General features: G+C 64.1%; 15 protein-coding genes. 7 read left to right on the top strand and 8 right to left on the bottom strand.

Annotated elements, in window-relative coordinates; all coding sequences use genetic code 11:
* The first annotated feature begins 69 nt into the window (after window positions 1-69).
* The 3 genes from ABE522_RS04990 (at window position 70) to ABE522_RS05000 (ending at window position 2,790) form a co-directional block, all read left to right on the top strand.
* Window positions 70-1,107: an AraC family transcriptional regulator gene (locus ABE522_RS04990; protein WP_346590768.1), complete on the top strand. Its 1,038-nt coding sequence runs from the start codon at window positions 70-72 to the stop codon at window positions 1,105-1,107.
* A 69-nt stretch (window positions 1,108-1,176) separates the two neighbouring features.
* Complete coding sequence (locus ABE522_RS04995) at window positions 1,177-2,295, top strand: nuclear transport factor 2 family protein (RefSeq protein WP_346590769.1); 1,119 nt, start codon at window positions 1,177-1,179, stop codon at window positions 2,293-2,295.
* 48 nt (window positions 2,296-2,343) lie between these two features.
* Window positions 2,344-2,790 carry a nuclear transport factor 2 family protein gene (locus ABE522_RS05000; protein ID WP_346590770.1) on the top strand — a complete coding sequence of 149 codons (447 nt, stop codon included), beginning with the start codon at window positions 2,344-2,346 and terminating at the stop codon, window positions 2,788-2,790.
* 55 nt (window positions 2,791-2,845) lie between these two features.
* Here the strand turns inward: ABE522_RS05000 and ABE522_RS05005 are convergent, their stop codons facing one another.
* A complete protein-coding gene (locus ABE522_RS05005; protein WP_346590771.1) occupies window positions 2,846-4,891 on the bottom strand; it encodes a TonB-dependent receptor in 2,046 nt (681 codons plus the stop codon).
* Between the two features lie 157 nt (window positions 4,892-5,048).
* Here ABE522_RS05005 and ABE522_RS05010 point away from each other — a divergent pair, with 157 nt between their 5' ends.
* A complete protein-coding gene (locus ABE522_RS05010) occupies window positions 5,049-5,438 on the top strand; it encodes an OsmC family protein (RefSeq protein ID WP_346590772.1) in 390 nt (129 codons plus the stop codon).
* A 17-nt stretch (window positions 5,439-5,455) separates the two neighbouring features.
* Here the strand turns inward: ABE522_RS05010 and ABE522_RS05015 are convergent, their stop codons facing one another.
* Entirely contained in the window at window positions 5,456-6,076 is a 621-nt protein-coding gene (locus ABE522_RS05015; protein WP_346590773.1) for a class I SAM-dependent methyltransferase, read from the bottom strand.
* Window positions 6,077-6,176: 100 nt separating this feature from the next.
* On the opposite strand from ABE522_RS05015, the gene ABE522_RS05020 reads away from it, so the two are divergent.
* Together ABE522_RS05020 and ABE522_RS05025 are read left to right on the top strand one after the other, a co-directional pair.
* On the top strand, window positions 6,177-6,623 hold the full coding sequence (locus ABE522_RS05020; protein ID WP_346590846.1) for an Rrf2 family transcriptional regulator: 447 nt from the start codon (window positions 6,177-6,179) through the stop codon (window positions 6,621-6,623).
* Window positions 6,620-7,516, top strand: coding sequence for an NAD(P)/FAD-dependent oxidoreductase (locus ABE522_RS05025; RefSeq protein ID WP_346590774.1), 897 nt, complete (start codon window positions 6,620-6,622; stop codon window positions 7,514-7,516). The genes ABE522_RS05020 and ABE522_RS05025 overlap by 4 nt, the downstream gene beginning before the upstream one ends.
* A 29-nt stretch (window positions 7,517-7,545) precedes the next feature.
* On the opposite strand, the gene ABE522_RS05030 is transcribed toward ABE522_RS05025, so the two are convergent.
* The 6 genes from ABE522_RS05030 to ABE522_RS05055 all read right to left on the bottom strand — a co-directional run bounded on the left by ABE522_RS05030 (window position 7,546) and on the right by ABE522_RS05055 (window position 14,064).
* Window positions 7,546-7,866 (bottom strand): hypothetical protein, encoded by a 321-nt coding sequence (locus ABE522_RS05030; RefSeq protein ID WP_346590775.1) that lies wholly within the window; start codon window positions 7,864-7,866, stop codon window positions 7,546-7,548.
* Window positions 7,867-8,356: 490 nt separating this feature from the next.
* Window positions 8,357-8,728 (bottom strand): hypothetical protein, encoded by a 372-nt coding sequence (locus tag ABE522_RS05035; RefSeq protein WP_346590776.1) that lies wholly within the window; start codon window positions 8,726-8,728, stop codon window positions 8,357-8,359.
* Window positions 8,729-8,738: 10 nt separating this feature from the next.
* Window positions 8,739-9,077 carry a hypothetical protein gene (locus ABE522_RS05040; protein ID WP_346590777.1) on the bottom strand — a complete coding sequence of 113 codons (339 nt, stop codon included), beginning with the start codon at window positions 9,075-9,077 and terminating at the stop codon, window positions 8,739-8,741.
* A 14-nt stretch (window positions 9,078-9,091) separates the two neighbouring features.
* Window positions 9,092-9,661 carry an RHS repeat-associated core domain-containing protein gene (locus tag ABE522_RS05045; RefSeq protein WP_346590778.1) on the bottom strand — a complete coding sequence of 190 codons (570 nt, stop codon included), beginning with the start codon at window positions 9,659-9,661 and terminating at the stop codon, window positions 9,092-9,094.
* Window positions 9,662-9,677: 16 nt separating this feature from the next.
* Window positions 9,678-11,555 (bottom strand): fibronectin type III domain-containing protein, encoded by a 1,878-nt coding sequence (locus tag ABE522_RS05050; RefSeq protein WP_346590779.1) that lies wholly within the window; start codon window positions 11,553-11,555, stop codon window positions 9,678-9,680.
* A gap of 88 nt (window positions 11,556-11,643) precedes the next feature.
* Window positions 11,644-14,064, bottom strand: coding sequence for a membrane-bound PQQ-dependent dehydrogenase, glucose/quinate/shikimate family (locus ABE522_RS05055; protein WP_346590780.1), 2,421 nt, complete (start codon window positions 14,062-14,064; stop codon window positions 11,644-11,646).
* A gap of 166 nt (window positions 14,065-14,230) precedes the next feature.
* Between ABE522_RS05055 and ABE522_RS05060 the strand changes: the two genes are divergently transcribed.
* Entirely contained in the window at window positions 14,231-15,319 is a 1,089-nt protein-coding gene (locus ABE522_RS05060; RefSeq protein WP_346590781.1) for a LacI family DNA-binding transcriptional regulator, read from the top strand.
* Window positions 15,320-15,363 lie beyond the last annotated feature (44 nt).

The following is a 15,363-nucleotide window of genomic DNA, read 5'->3' on the forward strand; positions in this document are numbered from 1 at the left end:
CGCCTCACCACCCGGTCCATAATGCCCGACACCCCGCCAGCACCCCCCTAGCGAAAGGACGCCTAGACCATGCTGAGCCAGCACTTCCTGTTCTTCTTTGCCATGCTCGGCGCGTTCATGGGGCTAGGCCTGGCCAGCGTTCTCTGGTGGCGCGCCAAGGGCGAACCCACCCAGCGCTGGCTATCCCTGCTGGTACTGGCGGTCGGCGTGCGCACCGGCAAGTCCGTGGTGTTCCATTTCTGGCCGGACATCCCGCGCATCGCCCTGCAGCTCGGCCTCACCGCCTGTTTCCTGATCGGCCCCTGCCTGTACTTTCTCATCCGCTCCACCCAGGGCAACACGCCCGCCGCCAGCCGCGTGGACCGCTGGCATATCACCGCGCTGGTCATCATCACCCTGGCGGTGAACCTGTTCCTGCCCTACAAAGGAAACGATGTGCTGTGGCGCAACCTCATCACCCCCGGCATCAATTACGCCTGGCTGGCCTACCTGCTGCTGGCCACCGTCGAGGTCCAACGCCACCGCTCGCGCCTGGCGCGAAGCCCGTCCGGCCCGCTGCTGCTGGGCGCGCTGGCCGGCATCTGGTTGATCTGGACCGCCTACTACACCGCCGGCTACACCTCCTACATCGTCGGCGCGCTGTGCTTCACCTTCGTGCTGGTGTGCAGCGTGCTGGTCTACCTGCGGCTGCGCTCCGGGCAGGCCGCCATCGAGCCCTACCAGGACCGCCGCATCCCGACCGCCGAGGCAGCCACCCAGCTTACGGCGCTGGCCGAACTGATGGCCCGCGAGCGCCTGCACCTGGATCCCGGCCTGACCCTGCCGCGCCTGGCGCGTCGCATGGGCGTGCCGCAGACCCGGCTGTCGCAGGTCCTCAACGCCGACAACCAGACCACGTTCAAGCAGTATCTGGCGCAGCTGCGGGTGGCCGAAGCCAGGTCACTGCTGCTGCAGGTGCCGGTGAAGCCGCTGGAGATCGTGGCAACCGAAGCCGGCTTCCAGTCGATGTCGACCTTCCACAGCGCGTTCAAGAAGCACGAGGGCATCACCCCCGCCGCCTTCCGCAGCCGCGCCACCGACTCCGGGAACGCATTCCCGCACTCCTGAAACACGACGCAATACCTTGATCTGAAAGGGCTCACCTAACGTGCGGACTCCTTCCCGTGAGTCCGCACCATGTACACATCCCGCTTCATCCGCCCCCTGCTGATGCTGCTGCTGGCCGCCTGCCTGGGCGAGGTCAGCACGGTCCAGGCGGCCACCCCGCAGCGCATCCTGTTCGTGCTCTCCAGCAGCAAGGTCCACGGCAGCTCCGCGCTGCCGGCCAGCGTCAGCTTCGGCGAGGTCGTCGACGCATGGGATGTCTTCCACGAAGCCGGGTTTGCGGTGGACTTCGTCTCGCCCGATGGCGGGGCCGTGCCGATCCTGGATTCCTACGTCAGCGACGATGTGGCCGCCCGCCAGCAGGACCCGCGCATCATGTCGGGGCTGCGCAACACCACCACGCCCGCACAGGTTGATCCGTCGCTCTATCGCGCCGTGTATTACGTCGGCGGCAGCAACGCCATGTACGGCGTGGCTGAAAACCCGCAACTGCAGGGCATCGCCGTGCATGTCTACGAGCGTAACGGTGGGGTGGTGTCGGCCGTCTGCCACGGCACCGCCGGCATCGTCGACCTGACCCTCAGCGGCGGAAAGAGCCTGCTCGCCGGCAAACGCATCACCGGCTATCCGGAACAGCACGAACAGCAGGACGCGGCGTACTTCAAGCAGTTCCCGTTCCTGATCGGCCAGACAGTCACCGCACGCGGCGGCACCTTCAGCGCGATCGACAGCGAACAGCCGTACATCCAGGTCGATGGGCGGGTGGTCACCGGCCAGAACTACGCCTCGGCCGCGCCGGTGGCCAAGGCCGTGGTGGAGGTGCTGCGCGGCGGGCGCGCCGAGGTGGAGCAGGTCATGCAGAAGGTCATGCAGGCGTTCGAAACCGGTGACGCCAACCGGATGTTCGAGGTCCTGCGACGCGACGGCGTCGTACTCGGCTACTCGGAGGGGCAGCGCCGCGTGGTCACCCAGAGCGCCGAGGAATGGGCCACCGGCTTTACCGGCGTGGCTGCGGACGAAGACCAGCGTTACCGCCGCTACGACATCCTGGACGTCAGCGAAAACGCCGCCGTGGTGAAGCTGACCCTCGATTACCCCCGCTGGAAGGGCCAGGACTACCTGGCACTTTCCCGCATCGACGGCAACTGGATGGTCGTCTCCAAGTCCTGGTCAGGCCAGGTCAAACCCTGATTGCTTCAACCAACGCACTTCACCACACACCCACCATCGAGAATCTTCATGAAGACCCTGATCCGATCCGTTGCACTCGCAGGCAGCCTGCTCCTGCTGATCCCCACCTACGTCATGGCACAGGCGAGCGACCGTGACGCCGTCGACCAGGTCATGCAGACCTTCATGCGCGCCTACCCCACTGCCGACAACGCGCTGGCCAGGCAGGTCTTCCGCAGCGACGGGGTGATGATCGGCTACTCGGCCGCCCGCGGCAGCGGCGTGGCCACGCGCACCGGGGAACAGTTCGCCGAAGGCTTCAACGGCAAACCGGCCGCCAACGAAGCACAGCGCAAGCGCAGCTACGAAATCGTCGACATGGCGCAGAACCTGGCCGCGGTAAGGGTCACGCTGGACTACCCCGGCTGGGACGGGGTCGACTACGTGGTGCTGCTGAAGACCGACGGCAAGTGGATGATCATGAGCAAGTCGTGGACCGGCCAGGCCAAGCCCTGACCGGTAGTGACAGCCTTCGGTGGGTGACGACCGTTGGTCGTCACGCTCCTGACCCTCACAACTTCATGTTCAACCCCACATACACCGAACGCCCCGCAGCAGGCGAAAACATCGGCTGCGCCTGCTCCCAGAAGAAGCTGTCATACCACGCATACGCGTATTCCCGGCCGGTGGCATTCTTCACCTGCAGGTCCACGCTCCACGCCGGGTTGATCTGGTAGCGCGCGCTCAGGTCCAGCACCGCGAAGCCACCGAACTTGCCCGCCACGTTGCGTTCTTCCAGGTAATAGTCGCCCTGCGCACGCGCCTGCAGGCCCAGCTGCAGCGCATCGCTGGCCTGGTAATCCACGCCGATGTTGCTGATGTAGCGCGGGGTGGCGGCCACTTCGCGGCCCTGCAGCGAAATGGCCGCATCCCGATCATCGCGTGTGATCTTTGCTTCCTGATAAGCATGCGATGCCCACAGCGTCCAGTTGTCGCCCCACTGCGTGCTGATCTGCGCATCCACGCCGCGCCGGCGCGTCTTGCCCAGCGTCACCGTGGTGCCCGTGGCCGGCATGTTCGACACTTCGTTGGCCGCATCCTGCTGCCACACCGCGATGCGTGCCTGGCTGCCCACGAACGGACTGAACTTCAGGCCCAGCTCCATGCCGGTATTGGTCGACGGACGCATCGCCGCCTGCCCTGGCGTCAGGTACGCAGGCGCGGTGGAGCCGGTCAGTACCTGGAAGGTGCGGCCCCAGTTCGCATACACGTTGGTGTCCTCCGCCAGCGCGTACACCACGCTCAGCTTCGGCTGTTCGATGGTGCCGTAGCGCTGCAGCGGGCCGGTGACGCCGCCGGGCAGCCGGGTATCGCCATCGAAGCGGTCCACGCGATACGCCGGCACGATCTTCAGCGGCTCGATCGGCTGGTAGATCGCCTGTACGTAGGCGCCCCAGTTGTCGAACGTATGCCGGTCATCATTCTGGATGCGCGCCGGTGTACTGCTGAAATCGGTCGGCTCGCTGTAGCTGAAGCGTTGGCGCTGGTAGCCGTTGCCTTGGTGTTCGTAGTTCACGCCACCTTCCACGGTAAGGCTGTCCCTGGCATGCCAGGTGAGCGTGGTCAGCATGCCGGTCTGCTTCTCGTCCCACACCCGGCGCTGGCGCGGCGCATTGCCGGTGGGCAGGTCGCTGAAGGTCACCCGACGGTCGTCTTCATAGCGGTTGTAGTACAGCTTGCTGCCCAGGAACAGGGAGTCGGCCAGCTTCAGGTCCAGATGCACGCCTACCTGCTGCATGTCGCGCACATCGCGGTCATTGAGGTTGCGGCGCTGCGAACCACGCCGGTCGCTTCGCAGCTCGTCGGCAGTCATGAAACCGGGTTCATCGGCGATGTGGTGATAGGCGCGTGCGGTCAGCCCGATGCGCATGCCGTCTTCAAGATTCCCATGGTACCACTTGCCACCCAGCGCGTATTTTTCGGAGCTGTCGTGGTCACGGTAGCCATCGGATGCCTGGGTGCCGACGAAGTAATTCTGCGCGAATCCATCGCGCTCGCGGCCGACCGCCAGCTGTGCATCGCGCGTGTTGTAGCTGCCATGGCCGAGCCGGGCATCGGTGTAGTTGCCCCCCTGCCGCGTACCGAAATTCACGTTGCCGCCGATGTTGTGCAGGCCGTAACGCGGATCGTTGGTACCGCGCACCACCTCGATGAAGCTGATCTCCAGCGGGAACAACATGTCGATGAAGCGCTGGTTGCCACTGTTGACGTTGCTGGGCACACCGTCGATCAGGGTCTTGATGGCATTGAGGTAGCCCTCGCCGCTGAAGGCGCGGAAGCTCACCTTGCCCGATTCCGCACCCTGCCGGGTTTCGGTCAGCTGGATGCCGGGCATCTGCCCCAGCAGCTCCCAGCTGTGCGACACATTCTTGTCCTCGATCTGGTCCGCACCCAGCACGTCCACCGAGGTCAGCACCTGGTGCGCGGTGAGCTGGCCGTCGGTGTGCTGGTGCACATCCACCTTGCCCAGGGTCAGGGCGGAGCTGGAGGACTGCGCGCGCGACTCGGGCGCGAACAGGATGGCCGCCGTGGCAGCGACCAGAGCTTGGATCTTCATGGGGTGGAAACGCCTGATGCGGAAGGGGACAAGGTCGTGAGCGGGGCAATGTTACAGAATAACATTACAATTCGACCAGTCCCCCCACCGGGCGATGTACTGCACCGCGCGCCGCCTTACCATCGCAGGCTCGCCATTCCATACAGAGAGCACCCGCATGGCCCACGTCCACGTCACCTCGACCGGCAGCAACTTCGCCCATCGCATCAGCAGCGGCCAGCACACGCTGCTTGCCGATGAGCCCGCGGCACTCGGAGGCCAGGACCAGGGCATGGCCCCGTTCGACCTGTACCTCTCCGCGTTGGCCGCGTGCACCGCCATCACCCTGCGCATGTATGCCGAAAAGAAGGGCTGGGAGCTGGGCGAATTCAGTGCCGAGCTGACCTCCACGCGGGACGCGGCAGGCAAGCTGCTGGTGCATCGCACGCTGCGCGCATCGGCCAGCGTGACCGACGCCCAGTGGGCGCGCCTGTTGGACGTGGTGGAGCGCACCCCGGTGACGCTGGTGATGCGCGAAGGCGCCACCATCACCAGCGAACGCGGCTGACCGGCAGCACGCCTGGCCTACCCGGCGTAGGCCACCCAGCCCCTGAAACTGAAGGCGGCGTAGAACAGTTCCACCGTGCCGAAGCCAGCCTCGTGCAGCAGCGCCACGTCCTGCTCCGGTGACAGCGCGGGCAGCAGGCGGGCCATGCTGTCCACGGTGTGCGCCGCGTCCAGCGCGATCCCCGACGAGGCCGAGAACGCGGCAAAGCGCTGCAGCCAGCGGCGCTTCTGCGCGTCATCCTGCACATAGCTGTGATGCGCCACCACCAGCGGCGCGCCCGGCTTCAGCCGGCGCCGCACTTCCTTCAGCGTGTGCAGCCGCTGCTCGGCCGGCAGGAAATGCAGGGTCAGCAGGCAGGCCGCGCCGTCGAACAGTTCTTCGGGCGCGTCGTCGATGTAGCCTTCGGTGAACGCTACGCGTGATGCCAACGGCCCCAGCCTCTGGCGTGCCATGTCCAGCATCGGTGCAGACGGATCGATGCCGCGGAAATGCCAGCCGGGCTGTGCCTCGGCGAAGGCCAGCAACTCCACCCCACCGCCCGCACCGAGCACCAGCACCGTGCCGTCTGCCGGCACGCGTTCTTCAAGCAACAGGCGCGCCATCCGCTGCATGTCCAGCAGGCCGGGCACCTTCTGCATTGCACCTTCTGCGTAACCTGCAATGGCGTGGGGATCGGAAAACATGCGCGCGTGCCTCGTCGATTTGACCTGTGGCGACAAAGGTAACATCATTAGTTACATGAAACGCGACAGCCGACTTTCCGCCGTCCTGCATGCCCTGCTGCACATGGCCGAGCAACCCGGACCGATGACCTCCGACGCGCTGGCGACCTGCCTGGGCACCCATCCGGTGGTGGTACGCCGCACCATGGGCCTGCTGCGCGAGGCCGGACTGGTCGCCGCCGTACGCGGCCATGCCGGCGGCTGGCGCATCAAGGCGGACCTGAGCAAAGTGAGCCTGCGCCAACTGCACGAGGCGCTGGGCGAGCCGGCCTTGTTCGCCATCGGCAATCGGCACGAAAACCCCGAGTGCCTGGTCGAACAGGCCGTCAACGCCGCCCTGGACGATGCCTTCGTCCAGGCAGAAGCGCTGCTGATGGAGCGTTTTGCGGCGGTGTCACTGGCCGATCTCGCCGCCGACTTCAAACGTCGTCACGCCCACCATCTGCGGAGCAAGCATCCATGAACACCCAGGACGTCATCATCATCGGCGGCAGCTACGCCGGCATGGCCGCGGCCCTGCAGCTGGTACGTGCCAGGCGGCGCGTGCTGATCATCGACGCGGGCAAGCGACGCAACCAGGCGGCCGCCGATTCGCACGGCTTCCTCAGCCAGGATGGCGCCGACCCGGCCGAGATCGCCCGCACCGCACGCCAGCAACTGCAGGCCTACCCCACCCTCACCTGGGTGGAGGACGTCGCCTTGGATGCATCGGGAACGCGCGATGCCTTCAGCGTGACGACTGCGGCATCGGGCGTGTTCAGCGCCCGTCGCCTGCTGCTGGCCACCGGCGTGTCGGACGAGCTGCCGCCGATCGACGGCATCCGCGAGCGCTGGGGAAAGAGCGTATTCCACTGCCCCTACTGCCATGGTTATGAGCTGGACCAGGGGGAGATCGGGGTGATTGCCGCGGTGCCGATGTCGATCCACCAGGCGCAGTTGCTGCCCGAATGGGGCAACGTTACGTTCCTGCTCAACGGGGCCATCGAACTGGATGCGGCGGCGCGCGACGACCTTGTTGCGCGTGGCGTACGCATCGAAGAAACGCCCATCGCACGTATCGAAGAACATGCCGATGTGGTGCTGGCGGACGGACGGCGGCTGTCTTTTGCGGGGCTGTTCACCGCCTCGCTCAACGCGCCTTCCACGCCGATCGCGCAGACCCTGGGCTGTGCGCTGATGGAGACGCCGATGGGTACCCAGCTGCAGACCAGTGATGCCAAGGAGACCAGCGTTGAAGGCGTGTTCGCCTGCGGCGACGTCGCGCGCATGCCGCACTCGGTTTCACTGGCCGTGGCGGATGGCGCCTGGGCGGGGGCGCAGATCCATCGGACGCTGGTGTGGCCTACGGCGGGGTGAGGTTTGGGCCGGCTCCAGTGCCGGACCTTTCACGGCCCATGGCCGTTGGATGCCAACAGCATATAGGCGCCGCCGGCAATAACGAAAAGTGGATATCCCACTGACGCTGTTCTCACCAACCACCTTTTGGATGTTGGCAGATCCTCGCCCGTATCTGTGAAGCCCAGCAGGAACATGCCTCTAAGGCATCCAATCCACCAGTCAACGCTGACCATGCCCACCTGAGCGATCAATTCCGGCCTTTCCCGCTGCAGCTTGCGGAGGTATCGATGAGTAAGCAGAACGACCACCCAAAGCGCAGCGAGACAGACACCAGCAACAACCTTGGCAATACCAGCCAGATCGAACATCCACCACTCCTTCAATCAAACCCGCAAGGATCGGGTCAGCCGCCATCGACCTTGCTCGCCATCAGCCATGCAGCCATACGCATCTCCGATGCTACTCACCCGCGGACAAGACTGCGGGGTCTCGCGACGGGAAATCCGCAGCCGAAATGGCCGAAAGCCCGCCAAGACCCTGGCAGCATCTGCACGTTGGGCCTCACCCTCGATCACCACATGCAGGTGCACAGCGCCCTTGCCTGATCCGCCCTGCAAAACAGCAACATCAACGACCTCCCGGCCTGTCCCCTGAGAGCGGCTGGCCAAGAACAGCGCGCAGACGCCTCTGTCCTCTTTGCCCATCCTGTGCATTACACGCCGGCAGTTCGTGCCGGCCCAGGATAAATCCGTCCGGGGATGCCCAACGACCTCTCAAACGCGATTTATACCAAGCTTCGCCGAACCAGATGAGCGCGGCCTCACCGGACTCACCAATCCAACGTTTCGAGTAATCCGCTCAGTCCACCCCTAGAAACACGCGACGATTTCGCGCCACCCAGGCCCCGCGAGCAGAAAATGATAATCGCTCAAAGAAACCTACTCTGTAGAATGTGAATCCGGAGTCCCCGCCTATTTTCTCGACAACCCGCTCTCCTTCGACCTCTCCAATCTCGTGGATTAAGAAGTATGACTTGAACGCCCCACCCTTTACGACAGTTACGGAATGCCCACTCATCCTAGCTACCAGCAGGCCACGAATCTTGAAAATAGCATTTTCAATATTCACCCCTTCAATAAAGAAGGTTGTAAAAAATCCGCCCAGCTCCGAGCCCAGTTCCGGAGACCTTACGAAAACACCATCGATGACAATTCTATAATACTTCAACATCACTCACCATTCATTTTTTCTTATCCAGACTTGTTGCGAGCTGCTTCGAATCAATGCGCCCCTGCACACGAAAATACCCCTGAAACCCTCCGTCAGCCCCCATCCTAACTCCCGGCATTGACATGCCTGTCGCCTCACTAACTTTACTCATCACGTTGTTCCAACGTGCAACATCTGATTGAGTGGCAGGTCGTGGTGCCGGGTCCGGAACATACTCTGCAGCCTCTGCCATTTGATCCAGAGATCCAGCGGCCGCCATCGCGGCGACTCCGATCTTGCCCCAGAACGAATGTCCATACTTCCCATCCGTCTGGTAGTGCGGCAGGCCTTTGCCGCCATCGTCCATCATATGCCCACTGTGCTTCAACTGTTCGATCTCCCGCCGGTAGCGGAGGTCTCGATTTGGCTTGCTATCTGTTTTCTATCAGCTACAACGTTCTCCCCGGACCTCCTTGCAATTACTGCTTGTTCCTGAGTCACCCTGCCAATACGGCGCATTCCATTCGCAGTGAGCTTCACCAGCCAAGCCACCTTGCTCGCTTCGCCATCAGGATCAAGGAACCGATATGGGTTGTTGTCTGCATACCAGTAGCGATTGAAAGCTCCGACAGGGTCGCTATGCGCGGCAACTGGATCAACTGATAGGAACAAGCCCAGCTCCGGATCCATGTATCGCTGTTGCATGTAAGTCAGTCCGGTCGCCGAGTCAGCGACATGCCCCGTGAAGCCGGGCGCATCCGACGGACCGGTTCCTACGGTCGCGCCGTACGGCTCATAGACCGTCCGCTCGGTCACGTTCCCCGCCGCATCGGATACCGCAACCGGCGAGCCCAGCGCATCGGTGTGGATATACTCGATGATCTCCTGACCAGCGGCACTCCATGTGCCTGCCAGCAACACGACGCCCGTGACCAGTCGCTTGATAATGTTCATGGTTCGCATCCGTTCGTCACAGCGGGTTGGTGAGATCGCCAAGGTCATTCAGGCCTTGCGTAGTGGGAGGGTTGGACCATGCGGAGCAGCCGTTCGCGTTGCAGGCGCGAATGATGTGGCTCGCAGCACAGTAGGCAGCACCGTCTGCCTTGATAGAGGTCAATGGACCGTTGTACTGCGTGACGCCACCGTATGCCTGGAACTCATACGAAGAAGCGCCCTGCATTGCCGTCCACTCCACCTCGCAGCGGATCTTCGTTGCGCGATTGACCTTCCACTGCACCTTCACTGACTTGGTGATCGCAGGCGTACCAGGCGGCGGGCTGGAAACTACCGTCACGTTGTTGGAATACCCGCTGCAGCCGGCGGCATTGCACGCCTTCACCCGATACCTGTAAGTGGCAAACCCAAGGCCATTGCGCGTTGACTGGGTAGATCCATCGTTCTGGACCACGCCCCAACCGCCGCCATTCACGCTCTCCTCAAGCACGTAGTTCACCGCCATCGCAACGCCATTCCAGCTCATCGTGGCGCTTCCACTACCAGTGCTTGCCGGGCCGCTCAACCCCGGCGCGCCCGGAGGCTGGATGACCGAGACGGTCGCGGTTCCCGAATAGGCACCCCACCCTGCATCGTTGCCGCCACGCACGCGGTATGCATAACTACCCGTCCCCTTACCGCTGAACGCCTGACTGGTACCGGTAATGGAAGCCACCACCGTCCAGCCGCCGCCATTCACACTTTCCTCCAGGCCGTAGCGCGTGGTCGCAGCCAGCGCATTCCAGCTCACGGTGTAGGCACCACCCAGGCTCTGGCCAGGTGCGGAGATACCCGGCGCGCTTGCCGGCGGGTAAAGAACCGTCGTCTTTGCGGTAGCCGACACCGCTCCACATCCTGCCGGGTTGCAAGCGTAGACACGATACCCGTAGCTGCCCGTCGCCTTGCCCGAAACCGCCCAGCTACGCGCCGCAGTCTCCTGCACCGTTGCCCATGCACCGCTGCCGATCTGCTCCTGCAGGCGGTACGTGGCAGCGCCCGTTACAGCCGTCCAGGCGACGGAATAATTGCCGTTCAGTGCGGCTGTCGGAACTGAGACTACTGCAGAGGCAGCGGGCGGCTTCTGCACCGAGATCGTGGCCGTTGCACTCCAGCTACCACAGGCATCCTGCTGGCACGCACGGATGCTGTAGCCATAATTTCCTTCGGCTTTGGCAGAGGCACTCCAGGTTCGCGCTGTGCCGTTGTGCACAGTGGTCCACGCACCCGTCCCGAGCTGCTCGCGCAGTTCATAGCGTGTTGCATAGCTGACAGCGGTCCAGCTCACCACATACGTCCCGCTATTGCTGAACGATGGAACAGTCAGCGCTGGCGTGGTCGGCGCAACGACCTGGATCGCGCGCGCGACCAAGCTCCCGTTGAGCTGGATGTACTCCGTGTTCTTGCCTTCGCGAGCGTTGTCCTGCCGGCGTAGAACGCCGTCGTTGCCATACAGGGAGCGGATGGTGCTGCCACCGCTGGTCGCGGTCGACAGGATGCGCCGCCCCTGTGCATCGTAACGATACCGCTCAGCGGCAGCCACCGCGCGCAATCGATTGCCGAAGTCAAAGGTGTGCGTGATACCGCTGCGCTTGGCGACGTTGCCCTGCACATCGTAGGTCAGCGCTATGGTTGTTGCGCCGGCGCTGTCCTGCACGTTGGCCAGGCGATTCTTGGCGTCGTACCAGTAGTTGTGGTCCTTGACCCCACCCAACTTCGCGCTACGCAGGTTGTCCACCGCATCGTAGGTGTAACGGAACACACCATCGCCGCCGAACGACGCCGAGTTCGCCTGCACAAGGCGATCCAGGCCGTCATAGCTCATCGTTCGTGTGCGCGCGCCGTCCAGGTGATCCACGATGCCTCCCCCCGCTGCGCGGCGCCGAACCTCCTTTCCCATCAGGAAAGGAGGATCGGGCGCCGGCAGTTGTCACGCCTACGCGGTGTTACTGCGGCAATGCGTAGGCGACCACGAAGTTGCCGCGCGGGGTATGCATGAAGTGGTGGCCGGTTGCCGTGATCACCACGTATTCCCTGCCCCCTGCCTGGTAGACCATCGGCATCGCCTGGCCACCGGCCGGGAGCGGAGCAGACCAGACCGTTTTGCCGGTGGTGATGTCGATGGCACGGATAAGGTCATCGGTTGCCGCCGCAATGAAGACCAGGCCGGACCGGGTGACCACCGAGCCGCCGTTGTTCGGGGTGCCGATGACGATGGGCAGCCCCGTGGGCAGGCCGAAGGGACCGTTCTTGCGGGCCGTACCCAACGGTCGATCCCACACGGTACGACCGTCGCGCACATCGATCGCGCGGATACCACCGTACGGCGGCTCCTTGCACAGCATGCCGGTGAACTTCATCTGCCAGCCCGCATTGACGTCCACGGCAACCGGCAGGCCTTCCTGCGGATCGCCTGCGCCTTCGCCATGCGCCTTGTAGCCGGGATCGTTGATGATCTGCGGAGCCTTCCACCCCAGCTTGTCCGCCTCTGCACGGCTGACCAGCCGGGTGTAGTTGGGCATGTCGTTGTAATTGGCGATGATCAGGCCGCGTGCCGGATCAAGCGCCACGCCACCCCAGTCCAATCCACCGTTATAGCCGGGATAGTTGATGATCGGCTTGTCCACGCTGGGCGGTGTGTACTGCCCACGATAATCCGCCTGGTGGTACTGGATGCGGCAGGCCAGCTGGTCCAGCGGAGTCAGGCCCCAGGTCTTCTCCGGCGTCATGTCTCCCTTGGCCAGGCTGTTGAACAACGAGAACGGTTGCGTCTTTGAACGCGCCGCCGGCTCGAAGCCACCCTGCGGCACCGGCCGCTCTTCCACCGGGAACAGCGGCTTGCCGGTCTCGCGGTTCAACACGTAGACGTCGCCACTTTTGGTCGGGAAGATCACCGCCGGGACGCGCGTGCCGTCTGCCTGCGGATAGTCGAACAGGGTCGGCGGTGAACCCGGATCGTTGTCCCATACATCGGCGTGGGTGTTCTGGAAGGTCCAGCGCGGCTGCCCGGTTTCCACGTCGAGCGCGGTCAACGAAGGCGAGTATTTCAGTTCTTCCGGCGTGCGCTCGGAGGAATAATAGTCGCCCGATGCATTGGCGACCGGCAGGTACACAAGGCCCAGCTTGTTGTCGCCGGTGAAGGAGGTCCACACGTCCGGCGAGCCGCGCTTGTACACGTCCTCGCCCACGCGCGGCGCGGTATCCATGGGGGTTGCCGCATCCCATGCCCACTTCAGCTTGCCGGTGCGCACATCGTAGGCCTTGGTGACGCCGGAAGGACCATAAGCGCGCTGCCCATCGATGGTGGTGTGCCCGACGATCAGCGTATCGCGCACCACCGCAGGCGCGGAGGTGATGGCCACGTATCCCTGGTACACCTCGCCCATGCCTTCGGTGAGCTTCACTTCGCCGTTGCTGCCGAAGGAATCGCAGCGCTTGCCGTCACGCGCGTCGAGTTCGATGATGCGCGCATCCAGCGTGCCGACGATGATGCGGGTCGCGCAGGTGGCACCCGCAGTCGCGCTGTCGGTGGCCGGTTCGGCGAAGTACGCCAGCGACCGGCAGGCCGGGGTGTAGGGCACTGCCTTGGAGGTCACACCCGGGTCGAAGGTCCATTTCGCTTTGCCCGTGGCAGCATCCAGTGCGGTCACCGTATTGAGGTAGCCGCATACGTACAGAGAATCGCCGATTTTCAGCGGCGTGTTCTGCACGCCCCAGCGCGAATCACTCGGCACCTCGCCGACTTCCGCGGTCCATGCCACCGCGAGACTCTTCACGTTTGCAGGCGTGATCTGGCTCGCCATCGAATAGCGCATGGCGGCCTGGTTGCCGCCGTAGGCGGGCCAATCGGTGGACGGCAAAGCACTGTCCGTGCCGGCCCCGGTGGCGGCCTCGAAGGCATTTCCTGCGACGGCGGGTACATTCTCTGCTTCGGTCACACCCTGCGGTACGAAGGCCAGCCCGGTTGCGACCAGGAACGCGGCGACCAGCACACCGGTGACCGCCCCCGCCCTGCGCCGGGTCATGCGGGCATGCAGCGTAGGCAGCAGCAGCGAGAAGCCGATGGCAAGCACCAGCACCAACGCAAAGCGTGGCACCCAGGCCCAGTAGCGTGAACCGGCCTCCCAGACGGTCCACGCCAGTGTGAGCAGGAACAAGGCGCCGAACCAGAACGAGGCCGATGGCCGTCGCCGCGCCAGTCCCACGCCACTGCCAAGGCTGAGCAGCCCGGCGATGGCGTAGTACCAGTTGCCGCCCAACGCGATGAGCCAGATACCGCCGCCGACCATGCACAGGCCGAACACGGCCAGGACCAGTGACAACAGCCACCGACCTGCGCGAACGAGGGGTTTTTCCGAGGAGTTCATTTCAGTTCCGGGAGAGAGGGGGACGCGTGCCTGGCGCCTGGATACCGGTGCAGGCGGGTCCCCGGGGGAGACCGGGTAAGCAGGCGGGGCGTCGCATTGGGCGCAGCGGGCCGCTTCGGAGGATGAAACTTTGTTTGCATAGCTATGCAAGACTACGCCCGCAGAAGTGAAAACCAAATCATCAAACGGTGCATCCATGTGTCCTGCAGGCTCGACATCGAACGGAAAACGGCGACCGCAGGTCTCTTCCTGGTCCGTGGCACGGTTGGCCGGCGTTTCCCAGTCCACGGTCTCCCGGGTCTTCACGCCCGGGGCGTCCGTGTCCCTGGCGGTACGGGAGAAAGTCCTGGCCGCCGCGGACCAGCTCAAGTACCGGCCCAACGCGCTGCCGGCGATCCTGCAGACAGGCCGCTCAGGCCTGGTCGCGGTGGTCATGGGCGGCTTCTACAATCCCGTTTACGCAGGGATTCTCCACGGCATCACCACCGCCCTGAAGGAACGCCGGCTGGAAGCGGTACTGGTCGATGCCGGCAGCGACGAGAACCTGGGGGATCGCGTCGATGATCTGTCGCGCTACCGGATCGATGGGGCCATCAGCGTACTGGCGGTGCGTTCGGCCAAGGTCGCCGCCCGGCTCGATCAGCTCGGCATTCCGGTAGTGGCGGTGAACTCCAGGCCGTTCGGCACGCTACGGGTGGTATTCACGTCGAACCGGACCATCGGCCGGGATGCTGCGGACGCGCTGGTGGACAGGGGCTGCACGCTGCTGGCGTACCTGGCCGGTCGCGATAACCCATCACAGCGCGAACGCGAAAGCGGCTTCAACAAGCGCGTTGTCGCCCGCGGACTGCCCACACCGCAGCGTGCTGTGGCCGGATTCACCTATGAAGAAGGTTACGCTGCAATGGTGCAACTGCTGGCATCCGGGGCTCGGCCCGACGGGCTGTTCTGCGTGAACGACCTGGTGGCCATCGGCGCACTGGACGCCATCAGGACCGTGCCCGGGTTGCGCGTGCCCGAGGACATCCAGGTCATGGGATGCGATGACATTCCCATGGCGGCATGGCAGCAGAACCGTCTCACCACATTTGCCCAGGACATGACCCTGCTCGGCCGCCAGTGCGTGGAAATGCTGGGCAATGACCCGCCTGCCAGCAGCGTAAGCGTACCGTCCACGCTGGTGCTGCGTGCGACTACCCGGACGCTGCTGCAGACACCGCAACAGGTGCAGAGCAAGGCGCCGGCAGCGCAGTGACGGTTTATGCGATGGGACGCAGATCGGTAGCGCCGACCCATGGT

Origin of the sequence: Stenotrophomonas lacuserhaii (assembly GCF_039674585.1) — a bacterium.
Classification (GTDB): Bacteria; Pseudomonadota; Gammaproteobacteria; order Xanthomonadales; family Xanthomonadaceae; genus Stenotrophomonas; species Stenotrophomonas pennii_A.